Here is a 15,639-nt window from a genome sequence, read left to right as displayed (position 1 = left end):
CTGCACGACGCTAACTTCCCTGTATATAGGAAAAAGCAACTTCTGATGCTTTTTCACCCTCATTGACGGCAAGGTAATGCTTAAAGAGCTTTTTCTCATAATAACAAGCAAGTGTGATGTTTCCACTCTTTCTTAAGTACGGAATAAAGCTTTCATGTAAAAAGGAGTAGTATCGATCCATTTGGTTTTTAATCAAGTACGTTAAAAGCTTAAACTTCATTAAGTCTCCAGCATTTCCAACCTCTTGGGCTAGTTGCGTACCCTCCTTCACTAACTCGTTTAACTGTTGATGGTTGTTGCCATTGGTCATGAGATAACTTGTGTGTATGTACCCAACGAGCGCGGTTAAATAAGTGGGATTATGGCATTGTTTAAAGAGATCAATGGCGGATTTGTAGTAGATATTAGCCTCTCGATTCTTCGAGCGGATAAAATACTCTTGGCCTAAGTTCCCCATGAGAATAGCCTTCTTTTCAACTTCTCCGAATAAGTCACAGCTTCGCATAAGATTCATATATTTTTTCTTCATCTCTTCAACATCTTCTTGAACAATTTGTCCACCTTGCGTTAGGAGGATTAAAGTCTCCGCATCAATAATCTTGCGGAAATGATTCGCTTGTTTAAAGAAGTTCAAGCTGGTTCTAGCATATTCATACGCTTTTACGTAATGGCCAAAACGGTAACACGTGATAGCGAGATGATAGTAGAATTCATTGTTACGATACAGATCTGGTTCAATTTGTTTAAAGTATCCCAAGGCTTTCGAATAATCGCCTGTAAACAAACAATACGCCCCACTCATATGTAAAAAGAGTTGGGTTTCACGTTCCTCTAATACATGCTTCTTTGTCTCAATTTGTGTAAGCATTCGACGTGCTTTTTTTAACTCTCTCTTCGTTAATAAATACCGCACCTGCAACAATTGGTAGTGAAAGGCTAAATCGGAACGCTCTAGTAGTTCATTATTTTCGAGTGCCTGCTTGTATGATTCTGCTTTCTCTCTATCTTGCATAATCATCGTATCATGCCATTGTTTGAGTGTTTCCTTTAATTCCTCAAACTTAAGTACCTCTTGTCCGATATTAACACCAAGTCGTTCACTTAAAAGCTGCGTGATTTCTGTAGAATAATGAGCGGTCCCCCGTTCAATTCGACTCATATGCGCTACAGAACAAATCCCCTTACAGAGCTGCTGCTGTGTAAAATTCTGTTTTTCACGATAATATTTAATGATGAGACCTTCATGCACTGTGCATAACCTACCCTTCTCATTCCAGTTTTTCACAACCGGGACTTACCCGTTTTGATGCCTAATCAAACATGACTTTTGTTACAAAGCGGATAAGGACTTTTTCATTATTTCTCTTTTTTCCCTTCTATTATTTCTAATTATATCAAAATTCAACGTGATTTTTCTATTATTCTCACAAATATCTGAAAGTTCATATTAGTAAAAATCCTGATACTTCGACCCTTCTCCTTATCATTGCCTAAACGCGTCGATCTTTTGTCCTGATTCAGTCCTTGAAATTCCTGCATAATTTGTGTTAATCCCCGAAATGTCTTCATTCACTCTATTATTTCGCTATACTACTCTCCATAACATAAAACTAGTTTTGAGAGGAGCTATGTGATTGAATACAAATCTTAAAAAAAGCAAGCCTTGGAATGTCATGGTCTTATCTGCATTATCTACAACACTTGTGTTTGGAGGGCTTTATACTCCACAACTTGCTAGTGCTGAGGAGAAGGCCGCTTCATTACAAGTGTCAGACGAGATTAACCTGAATAGTGATGAGAAAGTCTCTGTCATTGTTGAACTTGAAGAGCTTCCTGAGCAACTAGCCATAGCAGAAGCCGAGGAAAAAGGAGAAACTCTATCAGAAGCGAGTGCGAAAGCTCAAGTAGAAGCTTCTCAGGATGAGTTTGAGGAGGATTTATCAACGATCGAGTCCTCTTATTCGATTACCCATACGTACCAAACGGTTTTTAATGGTTTTACCATTGAATTACCTGCAAATCAATTAGAAGCACTTAGCGAGGTAGAAGGTGTTAAAAGCGTTTGGGAGAATGATGAAGTTCAATTAATAGACCCCGTACTTGATGAAACCGTATTAGAAGAAGCGATAGAGCCTTACATGGCTGATAGTGTTCCATACTTAGGTGTTGACAGATTACATGTTGAAGGAATAACCGGAGAAGGAGTAAAAGTTGGTGTCATTGATACTGGGGTTGATTATACTCACCCGGATCTTGCCGCTGCTTACAAAGGTGGTTATGACTTCGTTGATAACGACGATGATGCTCAAGAAACAACATATGATGATTGGTTAGCATCTGGAATGCCTGAATTTAATGCGAACGGAAACTCCTATTATACATCTCACGGTACACACGTAGCTGGCACCATTGCTGGTCAAGGCGAGAACGAGTCTGATTACGCAACAACTGGGATTGCACCAGATGCTGATCTTTACTCGTACCGTGTTCTAGGTCCTTACGGATCGGGTTATACAGCAGATGTTCTTGGAGGAATTGAAAAATCGGTTGAAGATGGAATGGATGTTATCAACCTTTCACTAGGTGCAGGTGTTAACGATCCACTTTACCCAACAAGCGTTGCTGTAAATAATGCTGTACTAAGTGGCGTTACAGCTGTTGTATCTGCTGGAAACAGTGGTAGAGATGGAATGTACACTCTTGGTTCACCTGGTACATCTCCACTTGCCATTACTGTTGGTGCAAATGATGTTCCGCTTGTGTTCACTGACTTTACAGGCTATTTAAATGATGATTTCTCTGCTGGACTTGTAAATATTTCAAGTGGCTTTGATACTGACTTTGATGCTTTAGAAGCCGGGGAATATGAGATTGTCTACGCGAATCTAGGTTCTGTTAATGACTTTAATCAAGTAGACGCCCAAGGAAAGGTTGCTCTTGTTGCACGTGGAGATCTTGCTTTTGTTGATAAGATCGCAAACGCTAAAGCCGCTGGTGCTGAGGCCATTATTATTTACAATAACATCGCAGGCGGAGGTCACATCCCTAACTACTTTGGTGAAGGTGTAAACTTTGTCGCTGGATTCTCTTTAACGTATGAAGATGGGATTGCGCTACGTGATGCGATCACAGAAGATAGCACATTTACATTTGGAGATCGTTCTGAATCTCAAACGGCCGGTGGCGTTTTAGCTGATTTCAGCTCGCGTGGACCAGTGAATGGTTCATTTGCTATTAAACCAGAAGTAAGTGCACCAGGTGTTAATACATTATCACCTGTTCCTACTTATATGAATGGACCTGACTATATCGGAGAATACGAATTTGCTTATGGTCGAAAATCGGGCACATCGATGTCAGCTCCACATGTTGCTGGAACGGCTGCCCTACTTCTTGAAGTAAAATCTGAACTGACTCCAGCTGACCTAAAAACAACACTGATGAATACGGCAAACCCTATGAGCCTTGACTACAGTGTATTTGAGATTGGCGCAGGTCAAATTGACCCAGTTGCTGCAATTGAGTCGGAAATGCTGATTCAAGTAAAGGGTGAAACCGAAACATTAAATGAGAACAACGAAGTAACAAAGATTAGAGATCTAACAGGAGCTCTTAACTACGGTGCTCTAGCTACAAATGGCAAAAATGTACGCGAAATTCAATCCGTTACATTTAAAAACACGAGCGCTGAAAAGAAAACATTCACGGTTGAATTTGACCATCATGTTGGATTCCGCGGCTCTAAAGATGCTTCGTTAAATGGTGTAACCGTCCAAGCACCACAGAAGGTTGTGGTTCCTGCTGGGACAACCGTTTCGAAAAACTTCTTCTTTGTTAGCCCTAAAACGGCCGAAGCAGGAGCATATGAAGGCTACATCAACATAACAAACCAAGCAGATGCTGAGGAAAGCTACCGTATTCCATTTGCTGCCGGTATCACTAACTAATATGCATGAACAAGAGAATGGGGAGTGCTTGTGTACAAGCACCCTCCACCATTCTTTTATAGCTGTTGCTCTTACAGACAGGAGGTCCATTTATGTTTAAACGAACAGTTTCGTTCGTTATTAAGTCCTTTGTTGGACTCCTTTGCTTAGGAGTACTGTTTGTCTTTATTCAAAGTCAACAGCAAAGTGAGAGTACTCCCAACCTCTTTGGCTTTTCCGCCCTGACGATACTCTCAAATAGTATGCAGCCTGAGTTTAGTGAGGGTGATGTCATCTTTATAAAACAAACACAGGCAAATGATCTCGAGCAAAACGACATCATTACGTTCGGAACACCTGAAGGTAATCGAGTGACGCATAGAATTACTGAAACAAACAACCAAGAAAATCAGCTCTCCTTCACAACTAAAGGTGATAACAACAACATGGTTGATGCAGAGCCAGTGCAAGAAGGACAAGTGATTGGAAAGGTGCTCTTTTCGATTCCAAAGCTAGGTTTCTTATCAAGATTTCTTTCAGAACCCATTGGCTTTGGACTAATTATTGTTCTTCCACTTGTAGCCTTTGTCGGGATCACCGTCTATGAACGATTATCGAAACCAAAAGCAAACAAAAACGAGGAGGCCATTTAACATGAAAAAGACAAAAAAAGCATTACTCGGAACAGCTGTAGCAGGTGCATTGGTATTAGGAGCAGGGCTTGGTTCATACTCTTGGTTCACATCAGAAATTCAAGCAACCGGTCAACTACAAACGGGTACGCTTGAGATTAATAATGGAAATAACATTGAAGAGAACATCGTTAATTACAGCGGGTTCGCTCCATCTAATCTTGTATTCGGTGACTGGTTAACACTTGAGAACACAGGTAGTATGGATACAAACCTTGAAGTTCAGTTCTCTCATGAGCTTGATAAAAATGTTGATATCTCTTCATTTAAAGTGGGTTACATAGCAATCAAATACACATCTCAGCCAAGTCGTGATGTGCTTGAGGCTAGCCAAATAAAGCTTCAGGAGTTGTTTGATGGTGTTACGAATGAAGTGGAAACTCAAGCAGCGATTGCTGAACTTTCAGAGGGTGCTGAAGTAGTAAGTGGATTAGTGGAAGCTCCTGAATTCAGAGCCTTCAGCGAAGGGGCTGTGAGCAGTGGTGGATTCTTAATTGGTGACGGTGCTCTAACTGGTTCGACAAACGAATTCTGGCAGCTAGATGAATCTCAGTACATCGATCTTAACTTTGGTGTGAAACTAGATGAGAACGCTGGAAACGAATACCAGGGATTAGCTTACTCAGCTACATTAGATGTTGTTGCTAAGCAAATAGACGAAGGCGCAGAAAAATAAGGCACGATAAAGAAAAGCAGAAGCTCTTTTACTGAGAGGCTTCTGCTTTTTATTTATGCCTTCGCGTTACGTGCAACAATATTCTCAAGGACTTTTGCCGTTTGGCGGATATCTTCTTTTGATACATCATAATGCGTAACCAGACGTACAATAGTTGGTGCAAATGGATTCGCGAGTACGCCGTGTTCCTTCAACTTTTCTACAAATTGCTTAGAAGTTAAACCCGTTTCAGACACATCCATCATTAAGATGTTTGTCTCCACTTCAGAAGCCACGTTTAAGCTTGGAATCGATTGAATCTGTTCAGCCAACCATGCTGCGTTCTCGTGATCCTCTTCTAATCGGTCGACCATTTCTGTGAGCGCAACAATACCAGGAGCAGCTAAGACACCCGCTTGGCGCAAACCACCACCTAATCGTTTTCTCCATTTTCTAGCCTTCGCAATAAACTCCGAGCTTCCTGCAATGATGGATCCTACTGGCGCCCCCAATCCTTTCGATAAACAGATCTGAACCGTCGTCACGTATTGCGTGAAATCAGTCATCGGACGTTTTAAAGCAACGGATGCATTCATTAATCTCGCTCCATCCAGATGGATTGGAAGGTTATAACGCGCAGCCACCTCAAAGATTTCCTTCATCTTTTCAGGTGACATAACCGTTCCGCCTGCCCGGTTATGTGTATTCTCTAAACAGATTAATCCCGTTTCGGCTTCATGAATATCTGAGCCACGAATGGCTGCTTCTACATCAACCGCACTCATGATACCCCTTTCCCCTTTTACCGGGAAAGGCTGGATCCCAGCAAAAGCAGAGGTCGCTCCTCCTTCATATCTAAAGATGTGAGACCCTTCCTCTAGAATGATCTCCTGACCAAGTGAACAGTGTACAAGTACAGCAATTTGATTTCCTTGTGTTCCACTCGTGACAAAAAGGGCTTCTTCCTTACCAAGCATCTCAGCTGCAATTTCTTCAAGCTTTTTCATCGTTGGATCATCACGATAAACGTCATCCCCAACCTCCGCTTCAAACATTTCCTGCCTCATCCGATCTGTCAGCTTTGTGACCGTATCACTTCGAAGATCAATCATGTACACAACACTCCTGCCTTCATTATTCTGATTTAAGTATAGCACCGTTCACTCACGTTTTTGAGGCATTTGTCAGATGATTAACAGAACGTTTTTGAATTAGACATGATTGGGCGGCTCCCTATATTTCTTTATTAATTGAATTAGAGTATGATAGAACGAGAAAAAATTCTAATGAAAATGAGTGAACATAGATGATAAATAATCGCTATACCATGCCTGCTGAGTGGGCACATCACGCACGAACGATGATTGCGTGGCCGGTAAAAGATTCAATGGTCTACCCGGACCACTATGCAGAAGTTTGTAACGGGTACGAACAATTAATTACTGCTATCAGCGAGTTTGAGCCCGTCCTCGTTGTGGTCAATCCAGAAGACGAGGAAACCGTTGCTTCTCGCTTTACACATGCTCCCGTTGAACTTGTTTCATTACCACATAATGATGCGTGGTTAAGAGATAACGGACCGACATTTGTTCGCGATGGCGACAATCAACTGGTTGGTATCAACTGGGGATTTAATGCATGGGGAGAGAAATATGAACCGTGGGATCTTGACGATGAAGTTGCGCCTGCCCTTCTTTCTTTTATGAAGGTTCCAGCTGTTGATGCACCGCTTATCCTAGAAGGTGGAAGTATTCATGTAGACGGCGAAGGAACATTGCTTACAACAGAAGAATGTTTGCTTAATCCCAACCGTAACCCTGATTTAAGTAAACCTGATGTGGAGGAACACCTACAGCAGCTACTCGGCGTAAGCAAGATTGTTTGGCTTCCTCTTGGACTTGAGGGCGATGAAACAGATGGACATGTGGATAATGTTGCGTGTTTTGCTGCACCAGGTAAAATCTTATTGCAGGTTTGTAACGATCCAAACGACCCAAACTATGAGCGTAGTCAAGAACATCTCCGCATCCTTTCAAACGAAAAAGACGCAGCCGGTCGTTCATTTGAAGTTATTCAGATTGAGCAGCCTCCCTATCGTGAGTTGAACGGGGAGCGCCTTACGTTAAGTTATATTAATTTTTATCTGGTAAACGATGGTTTGATCCTGCCTGTTTTTGGTGGTGACGCAAGTGAGTATGATAAAAAAGCTGAATCAGTTTTACAACAAGCCTTTCCTGATCGTACCATCCGCACCATTGACGGAATGGCTATTATTGCAGAGGGTGGGAATGTGCATTGCACAACCCAACAAGTTCCCTCAGGAGGGAGTTCCAAATGAGTACAATTAAAGTAGCTGCTACACAGATGAGCTGTGATGCAGATGTTCAAACAAATATTGCACGGGCGGACAAGCTTGTGCGAGAAGCTGCAGCAAACGGGGCTAACCTGATTTTGCTACAAGAGCTTTTTGAAACACCTTACTTTTGTCAAAAGGAAAAGCCAGCTTACTACGCTTATGCAACGACACTTGAGGAAAACCCAGCAGTCCAACATTTTCAAAAGCTTGCTAAAGAATTAAGTGTCGTGCTGCCAATTAGCTTCTATGAAAAGAAAAACACGGCACGCTATAACTCTGTCGCCATGATTGATTCAGATGGAACGATACTCGGCATCTATCGTAAAAGTCATATTCCTGATGGACCAGGCTACGAAGAGAAATACTACTTCACTCCGGGTGATACTGGCTTTAAAGTATGGAACACTCGCGTCGGAAAAATTGGCGTAGGCATCTGCTGGGATCAGTGGTTCCCAGAAGCTGCACGCGCAATGGCTCTACAGGGAGCTGAAATTCTGTTATATCCAACAGCGATCGGTTCCGAGCCCGAGGACTCAAGTGTAGATAGCAAGCAGCATTGGCAAACGTGTATGCTTGGTCATGCTGCTACAAACCTTGTTCCAGTGATCGCTTCTAACCGTATTGGAGTAGAGACAGATGAGGATTCAAGCATTACCTTCTACGGATCGTCCTTTATCGCCGGCCCAACCGGAGCCGTCATTGAAGAAGCCAGTCGTGATCAAGAAGAAATCTTGTATGCAGACTTTGATCTAGCACAGCTTGAAGCGCAACGCGTGGAATGGGGTTTGTTCCGCGATCGTCGTCCGGACCTGTACCGCGTGTTAACGACGCATGATGGACATTTGGAATAATTAAATGGGAAGCTTCTTTCTTGATGCTTTGGAGTTTGGTCTTGGTATCGAGGGCGTGCTCTTGGTTGGACATGCTGTGGGCTTGGTGGGATGGCGAAGTTTCTTGGTATCCGGGCTAGGGGTCTTATTGTTCTGAATTTCTTCTTGTTAACGCGCATGGCTCTTGGTATTTGGAGCGTGCTTCTTGGTTTGTTCCCTTTTCCTCTTATTAAAAGAGTGCTTCTTGGTTCAAGAAGCTTCTTTCTTGATGCTTTGGAGATTAGTATTGGTATCGAAGGGGTGCTCTTGCTTGGACATGCTGTGGGCTTGGTGGGATGGCGAAGTTTCTTGGTATCAAGGTTAGGGATCTTGCCATTATGGATTTCTTCTTGGTAACGTGCCCGGATCTTGGTATTCTACTCAGATTTCTTGGTAGGACTTCTCAATCTCTCACTAAATAAAGAACCAGTCGAATTCTCGACTGGTTCTTTTCGTTTTACACAAGTGAATGAATTCCTTTTTCAAGGTCTGAAGCGACTTTTTTAGTCAGTCCTTCGACTTGAGTGAGGTTTTCTCCCCAGATGGCTTCGTTCGCTAACAGCTTGTAGACTGTTTCTTCGAGCGTTGCTTCTTTGGCATCATAAGCTGCCCATACGTCTGATAAGAAGGTTAACGTTTCTTCATTATCACGGATGACGTAACGTGTGCCGTCTCTGTCTCCTGCTAGGAAGGCTCCTTCTTTGCCGACTGGTTTTGTATAGGCAAGGAGTGCAGCTAAACTGAAGGAGAGCTTCTCTGGCAGATCGACAAACTTATTCACGTAAGCGAGTAAGCTTGGCACAACTCTTGTTTTAAATTTATAAAGAGGGTTCATCCCGATATCTGTTAGCTGGTGCTCTAGAAACGGATTACTGAATCGTTCCAGGACAGACGTTGCAAACGCCTCTTTCTCTTCATCGTCCGCATCAACCGTTGGAAGGATTTCATTGAATAGCCCATCCTTCACAAAGGCTGCTAGCTTTTCGTTTGTCATCGATTGATAAACGGTATCTACTCCTGATAAGTAGCAGGCTGCAAACATCATTGTATGTGTCCCGTTTAACAGGCGTACCTTCAGCTCGCGGTATGGAGTCGTGTCGCCCCACTTCACATTTAATCCAGCTTGATCAAATGGAAGCTTTTTCGCCACATGCTCTGGTGCATCGATAACGAACAAGTGATATGGCTCTCCGACTGTTAAAAGAATATCATCATATCCTAGACGTTCTCTGAAGTCTTCTTCCTCCCCACGAGGGAATCCTGTAACAATACGGTCTACAAGTGTATTACAGAAGAGATTTGCTTCTTCTACCCATTGTTTAAAGTCATTTGATAGATTCCAGTCTTTAATGAGTTTTAAGACAATCTCTTTTAATAGATCTCCGTTTCCTTCAACAAGCTCACACGGGATGAGTGTAATCCCCTTTTCTGTATCTCCATCAAAGGCTTTATAGCGTTCGTATAAGAAAGCAACAACTTTTCCAGGAAAGGATAAGGGAGAGCTGCTCTCATCGAAAGCTTCTTGATGATACGTCAGGCCAGCCTCTGTTGTATTAGAGAACATAAATTCAATATGAGGTGATCTAGCAAGCTCGAGTACCTCTGACCAGTTGTTGTAAGGGTCAATTCCTCTTGAGATTGATTGAATGAGCTCGGCACGGTTTACGGTTTCTCCGTTTTCCACTCCTCTTAACACAGAGGTATAGAGTCCATCCTGTGCATTTAGCTTTGGTACAACCTTTCCATGAGGCGTCGGTTGAATGGCCACCACTTTCCCATCGTACAAACCTTTTTCGTTAAGCTGATGAATCATCCAATCGACAAAGCCACGAAGAAAGTTTCCTTCCCCTACTTGAACGATGGTTTCCTTTGGTTGATTTGCTGGTTGATTAACATGTTCACTTGATAGTTTTTTCCACTCCAAACCTCTCACCCTTTCCTTTATAAAATAACTCCATCTTTAAACAACGCAATTTCCTTGAATCCGTGCTTTTCATTGTGTGTTCTCACATCACCAGACGCTAGTTCTAATACGTAATCTAATAATTCATTAGATAAATCATCCATTTTCTTCCCTTGAACCAGTTCACCTGCGTTAAAGTCAATCCAGTTTTTCTTTCTTTCAAAGAGCGGTGTGTTTGTTGACATTTTCACTGTTGGAACAGGTCCGCCAAACGGTGTTCCTCTACCTGTTGTAAAGAGAACAATATGAGCACCTGATGCAGCTAATGCTGTTACGGAGACAAGATCGTTTCCTGGTCCTTGAAGTAGACTAAGACCATTTTTCTTTAAGCGACCACCGTACGGAAGAACGTCTACTACAGGTGCGAATCCACCTTTTTGAACACAGCCCAGAGACTTTTCTTCTAGTGTTGTGATTCCACCTTCTTTGTTACCTGGTGATGGGTTTTCATAGACAACTTGGTCGTGACGAATAAAGTAATCCTTGAATCCGTTTACCATATCAACAATGCCTGTGAACACTTCTTCATCAGCTGCACGATCCATTAGAATTGTTTCTGCTCCGAACATTTCCGGTACTTCTGTTAAGACCGTAGAGCCGCCATGCGAGATTAATTTATCAGAGAAGGTTCCAACAAGTGGGTTCGCTGTAATACCCGATAAACCATCAGAGCCACCGCATTTTAAGCCTACTTTTAGCTTAGATACAGGAATGGATTCTCTTTTAAATGTAGCCGCATAGGTTGCTAATTCTTCAATTAAGTCCATGCCTGCCTCTAGTTCATCTGAAACTTGCTGTACACTTAAAAATTTCACGCGATCTGGATCATAGTCTCCAATGACTTGCTTGAATGCATCAATATAGTTGTTCTCACAGCCGAGTCCGAGTACAAGAACACCCGCTGCATTTGGATGTGCTACTAGATTGCTTAGGATTTTCTGTGTTGCCTGAAGATCGTCCCCTAGCTGTGAGCAGCCGAACGGATGAGGAAAGTGAGAAACAGCGTCTACACCTTCAAAATTCATCTTATCTCCCTGTCTTGCAAGGACTTCAGCCGTTTTATTGATACAGCCAACCGTATTAACAATCCAAATTTCGTTTCGAATACCAACGTCTCCATTTTTACGTACATACCCTTGGAACGTTTTTGGACTTACTTGTTCACTTGTACTTACAGCCACTTCGTTTGGCGTAAACGTGTTGTAATTAAGTGTTCCTTCAAGGGTAGTTTTAATATTATGTGTGTGAATCCAGGCACCTTTTTTAATGTCTGTGGTTGCAAAACCAATTGGAAAACCATACTTGTGTACAGGGCTTCCACTCTTAATATCTTCCCGCGCTACCTTATGCCCTCGTTTTACATCTTCTAGTAGAGTGATTGACTCGTTGTCTAATTGAAGCTGTTCTCCTGCTTGATAATCACGCAAAACAACAACCACGTGATCATGTTCATTTACAATAATATGATCCATCTCTTATTACCCCTTTCAACATATGATCTGAATTTTCCCAAGTTTTTTCTGACAAAATTACGCACATTTCACTTGAATGGAATCGTTTTACGACATTATGATTGATTTATGAAAGCGCTTACTATTAATCTATATTATATCAATACTAAAGGAGGGAAACGGTAGATTTGTTTCATACCAACAAAAAAGAAGAATGGAGTGACCCTGTTGAAAAAAATTAAATTCCTCTCCCCTATTTTTGTACTGGTTATTTTGCTCGGATTGTTTACTCCCTCCAATGCGAAAGCAAACGATGTAGTGACTCAAGCTGAACACCTATTAACTTGGCAAATGGAGCACGGAGGCTGGACAAAAGATTCACCTCATATCTACACTCGCGATTGGGATGGTAGTGAGCCACGATCGGTTTGGATATCTAATGGACAAGAACTTGGAACAGTTGATAATGATGCAACAGTCTCTGAGTTGTTAGTGGTTGCCGAGGCGTATCAACTAACTGGCGATCAGCGTTTCCTAGACAGTGCTAACGCAGCGATTGACTTTTTGTTTAAGCTTCAATATGAAAGTGGTGGAATCACTCAAGTCTATCCCGAACGTGGGACTGGCCCATCTGATAACGTTTGGTATTCAAACTACGTAACGTTTAATGACCAGGCGATGATCAATGTCCTTGAAGTCATGGAGCAAATCGCTAATCAAGAAGCACCGTTTGATGGTGACTTTGGAAGTGATGAGCTACGCGCTGATCTCTTTGACGCCATTGATCTTGGACTAGATTACATTCTCAAGTCTCAAATTGTTGCTCAAGGAAAACCAACTGCATGGGGCCAGCAGCACCATCCTGAAACCTATGAACCTATGCCTGGTAGAGCTTACGAACATGTATCAATCTCTGCCGACGAATCAGTCGGTGTCGTTGAGTGGCTTCAATCACGACCTGACCAAACACCTGAAGTGAAAAATGCGGTTAACAACGCACTAAGATGGTTTGAAAAGGCAAAAGTAAAGAATACGAGATATGAAAGAAGAGTAGAACCTCACTTCTTTAATGAACAAGGTGCACAGACATGGTATAGATTCTACGAGATTGGTACAAATCGCCCTATTTTCTCTGGTAGAGACGGTATTATTCGTCACAAAATCATGGAGATTGAACAAGAAAGACGGTACGGATATGCTTGGGCTGGTAACTGGCCAGAGCGTGTACTTAACAAATAGATTCAAAAAAAGGTCTGTCATTCTTATGTGGCAGACCTTTTTCTTCACTTACCCTAATTCAAAGTAACGCTCAGCATTGTTGTAGCAGATGTTTTCAATCATTGCTCCAATCCACTCATAATCCTCAGGTGCTTCTCCTGCCGCAATCCAGCTTCCAACTAAGTCACATAGCACACGACGGAAATATTCGTGTCTTGTGTAAGAAAGGAAACTTCTTGAATCTGTTAACATTCCTACAAACGTGCTTAAGATTCCAATGCTTGAAAGGTCCTTAAGCTGCTTAAGCATACCTTCCTTCTGATCGTTGAACCACCAGCCAGACCCAAATTGAATCTTGCCTTGTGCTCCACTAGATTGGAAGTTGCCAATAGCTGATGCAATGACTTCATTATAAATAGGGTTCACTGTATAGATGATCGATTTAGGTAACTGATCTGTTTTTTCAAGTTCATTTAAGAATCCATTAAGGGAAACAGCCATTGGTGCATCACCCATGGAATCAAATCCAGTATCCGGACCAAGTTGATTAAACATGCGCGTATTATTATTTCTTGCGGCACCTAAATGTAGCTGCATCGTCCAGTTTAATTTGTGATAAAGACGACCAAGGAATTGCATCGTGTATGCTTGATAAGAAAGCTCTTCCTCAGGCGTTACGCTTTCTCCGTTTAATGCTTTCTGGAAAACAGCTCCTGCTTCCGATTCTGATGTACTTGTGTACGGAATCGTATCAATTCCATGGTCAGATAAACGGCAGCCCGCTTCATGGAAGACATTTGCTCTTTTCTCTAGTGCATTAAGTAGATCCTGATACGAACTAATGTCTAAATCACTTGCTGCTCCTAGTTTCTCGACATACCCTTTAAACAAGTCAGTATTGATGGCTAAAACTTTATCCGGACGGAAAGCAGGGTAGACTGCCGTTTTAAAGTCTCCGTTCTCTGCGGCCAACTTTTTGTGTGACTCTAAGGAATCTATCGGATCATCTGTAGTACAGATCACACTTACGTTTGACTGGTTGATAATGCCACGTGTACTCATATTTGAATCCTGCAAACGTTCATTTACTTGAGTCCAGATACGCTCTGCAGACTGTTCATTTAAGAGCTCATCAACCCCAAAGTAGCGCTTTAGTTCCAGATGCGTCCAATGATAAAGGGGATTCCCGATAGTATTAGGCACTGCTTGAGCCCACTTTAGAAACTTCTCTTTGTCACTCTTTTCACCCGTGATATAGGCTTCATCAATTCCTAGAGCACGCATGCCCCGCCATTTATAGTGATCCCCGTGTAACCAGACTTCTGCAATATTGTTATAACGACGATCATCAGCAATTTCGTGTGGAGATACGTGGCAGTGATAATCTAAGATTGGTTGATTTTTTGCAAATTCATGGTAGAGCCTCTTAGCTGGCTCGTTAGATAGTAGAAAGTCATCGTGAATGAACGCTTTACCAGTGGTAATCATCAGTATCTCTCCTTCAAAGGTTGAACGCATTTCGAAGATTTATAGATTACAATTGTTCGAATCCGTTCGATTTGGTTTGATTATATCATGTTGGCGCTTACACTACAATGCTTTCATTTTAAGCTAACTCGATTTGAGGTACGCGCTCTTTAAATGCCTGGTAGATCGATTCATCCAGATCAGAATCCGTTATAATCTGATCTAATTGATCAAGCGTCGCAAACGTCATCAAGCCTGTTTGCTCAAACTTGGTTGAGTCGGCAAGTAGTGTGACATGTCTCGCCCGTTTGATCACTGTACTCTTCCAATCATAGTGAAAGCTATTAAGTACAGTTAGTCCTTGATGAATGGATACACCCGTTGTCCCAAGAAATAATCGACTAACATAGAGATGGGATAAGGCTTCAATGGTCTGGTTTCCGAACAAGGAAGTGGTCGCTCCAAGCTGTGTTCCACCTAGCATTGTCAATTGAATGTTTTCTTTTGCATAGAGTACATGAGCGATCTCAATATCATTTGTAATGACAGCTAGTGGAAACTCACCTAATAGCTCTGCAAGTGCATAGGTGGTACTGCCTCCGTCTAACAGGATCACTTCATTTGGTTCAATTGTTTTTAGTGCAGCTTTGGCAATATCGGCCTTTTTATTTTGGTGACTCGACTGACGTTCCTTTTCAGGGAATAGTCGTTTTTGGTCTTGGCGAATGACCGCACCGCCATGTACCCGTTGCAGTAAGTGGCGTTTTTCTAGTTCTTCTAGATCTAAACGAATGGTTTTTTCAGTGACGTTAAGTAGTTCACTAACTACAGATACCTTGAGTGCTTTATGCTTATCGAGGTATGCTAATAGCTTTTCGTGACGTTCTAATGACAACATGTGTATTCTCCTTTTAACGGACGTTCTATTTCTATTATCGAACAAAAACGAACATTAGTAAACAACTTTTTTGTAGAATAGCTTGTCCTAGAATAGGCATTAAAAATATATCTGAGCAACTTATCCGCTACAGAGTCTTCACCG

At 42.1% G+C, this 15,639-nt stretch carries 12 protein-coding genes; 6 read left to right on the top strand and 6 right to left on the bottom strand.

Going from position 1 to position 15,639, the window contains the following annotated elements; genetic code table 11:
* Positions 1–10: 10 nt before the first annotated feature.
* Positions 11–1,249 carry a helix-turn-helix transcriptional regulator gene (locus NSQ54_02695; GenBank protein ID WYP27042.1) on the bottom strand — a complete coding sequence of 413 codons (1,239 nt, stop codon included), beginning with the start codon at positions 1,247–1,249 and terminating at the stop codon, positions 11–13.
* Positions 1,250–1,634: 385 nt separating this feature from the next.
* On the opposite strand from NSQ54_02695, the gene NSQ54_02690 reads away from it, so the two are divergent.
* From NSQ54_02690 to NSQ54_02680, 3 genes are all read left to right on the top strand, one after another.
* On the top strand, positions 1,635–3,947 hold the full coding sequence (locus tag NSQ54_02690; GenBank protein WYP27041.1) for a S8 family serine peptidase: 2,313 nt from the start codon (positions 1,635–1,637) through the stop codon (positions 3,945–3,947).
* 92 nt (positions 3,948–4,039) lie between these two features.
* Positions 4,040–4,579 carry a signal peptidase I gene (locus NSQ54_02685; protein WYP27040.1) on the top strand — a complete coding sequence of 180 codons (540 nt, stop codon included), beginning with the start codon at positions 4,040–4,042 and terminating at the stop codon, positions 4,577–4,579.
* A gap of 1 nt (position 4,580) precedes the next feature.
* Positions 4,581–5,294, top strand: a complete 714-nt coding sequence (locus NSQ54_02680) for a TasA family protein (protein ID WYP27039.1) — start codon at positions 4,581–4,583, stop codon at positions 5,292–5,294.
* Between the two features lie 53 nt (positions 5,295–5,347).
* Here NSQ54_02680 and ltaE read toward each other — a convergent pair whose 3' ends face one another.
* On the bottom strand, positions 5,348–6,385 hold the full coding sequence (gene ltaE / locus NSQ54_02675; GenBank protein WYP27038.1) for a low-specificity L-threonine aldolase: 1,038 nt from the start codon (positions 6,383–6,385) through the stop codon (positions 5,348–5,350).
* A 194-nt stretch (positions 6,386–6,579) separates the two neighbouring features.
* On the opposite strand from ltaE, the gene NSQ54_02670 reads away from it, so the two are divergent.
* Positions 6,580–7,611, top strand: coding sequence for an agmatine deiminase family protein (locus NSQ54_02670; protein WYP27037.1), 1,032 nt, complete (start codon positions 6,580–6,582; stop codon positions 7,609–7,611).
* Entirely contained in the window at positions 7,608–8,480 is an 873-nt protein-coding gene (gene aguB / locus NSQ54_02665; protein WYP27036.1) for an N-carbamoylputrescine amidase, read from the top strand. The genes NSQ54_02670 and aguB overlap by 4 nt, the downstream gene beginning before the upstream one ends.
* A 475-nt stretch (positions 8,481–8,955) precedes the next feature.
* On the opposite strand, the gene NSQ54_02660 is transcribed toward aguB, so the two are convergent.
* Positions 8,956–10,431 carry a tagaturonate reductase gene (locus NSQ54_02660; GenBank protein ID WYP27035.1) on the bottom strand — a complete coding sequence of 492 codons (1,476 nt, stop codon included), beginning with the start codon at positions 10,429–10,431 and terminating at the stop codon, positions 8,956–8,958.
* Between the two features lie 8 nt (positions 10,432–10,439).
* Positions 10,440–11,933: an altronate dehydratase family protein gene (locus tag NSQ54_02655; GenBank protein ID WYP27034.1), complete on the bottom strand. Its 1,494-nt coding sequence runs from the start codon at positions 11,931–11,933 to the stop codon at positions 10,440–10,442.
* 207 nt (positions 11,934–12,140) lie between these two features.
* On the opposite strand from NSQ54_02655, the gene pelA reads away from it, so the two are divergent.
* Positions 12,141–13,151, top strand: a complete 1,011-nt coding sequence (gene pelA / locus NSQ54_02650; protein ID WYP27033.1) for a pectate lyase — start codon at positions 12,141–12,143, stop codon at positions 13,149–13,151.
* A gap of 48 nt (positions 13,152–13,199) precedes the next feature.
* Here pelA and uxaC read toward each other — a convergent pair whose 3' ends face one another.
* Together uxaC and NSQ54_02640 are read right to left on the bottom strand one after the other, a co-directional pair.
* Positions 13,200–14,618, bottom strand: coding sequence for a glucuronate isomerase (gene uxaC, locus NSQ54_02645; protein ID WYP27032.1), 1,419 nt, complete (start codon positions 14,616–14,618; stop codon positions 13,200–13,202).
* 118 nt (positions 14,619–14,736) lie between these two features.
* The gene (locus tag NSQ54_02640; GenBank protein ID WYP27031.1) at positions 14,737–15,495 is read right to left on the bottom strand and encodes a DeoR/GlpR family DNA-binding transcription regulator; all 759 of its coding nucleotides are present in this window, start codon (positions 15,493–15,495) and stop codon (positions 14,737–14,739) included.
* Between the last annotated feature and the right edge of the window lie 144 nt (positions 15,496–15,639).

This window comes from Alkalihalobacillus sp. FSL W8-0930 (assembly GCA_037965595.1).
Lineage (GTDB): Bacteria > Bacillota > Bacilli > Bacillales > Bacillaceae_D > Alkalicoccobacillus.
Note: the sequence above shows the minus strand (reverse complement) of the source record. Positions and strands in the feature narration are given on the sequence as shown.

Excerpts from the sequence above, each read along its gene's own strand:
- NSQ54_02685 (WYP27040.1), top strand. The coding sequence starts at position 4,040 with ATGTTTAAACGAACAGTTTCGTTCGTTATTAAGTCCTTTGTTGGACTC.
- NSQ54_02680 (WYP27039.1), top strand. The coding sequence starts at position 4,581 with ATGAAAAAGACAAAAAAAGCATTACTCGGAACAGCTGTAGCAGGTGCA.
- ltaE (WYP27038.1), bottom strand. The coding sequence starts at position 6,385 with ATGATTGATCTTCGAAGTGATACGGTCACAAAGCTGACAGATCGGATG.
- NSQ54_02670 (WYP27037.1), top strand. The coding sequence starts at position 6,580 with ATGATAAATAATCGCTATACCATGCCTGCTGAGTGGGCACATCACGCA.
- aguB (WYP27036.1), top strand. The coding sequence starts at position 7,608 with ATGAGTACAATTAAAGTAGCTGCTACACAGATGAGCTGTGATGCAGAT.
- NSQ54_02655 (WYP27034.1), bottom strand. The coding sequence starts at position 11,933 with ATGGATCATATTATTGTAAATGAACATGATCACGTGGTTGTTGTTTTG.
- uxaC (WYP27032.1), bottom strand. The coding sequence starts at position 14,618 with ATGATTACCACTGGTAAAGCGTTCATTCACGATGACTTTCTACTATCT.
- NSQ54_02640 (WYP27031.1), bottom strand. The coding sequence starts at position 15,495 with ATGTTGTCATTAGAACGTCACGAAAAGCTATTAGCATACCTCGATAAG.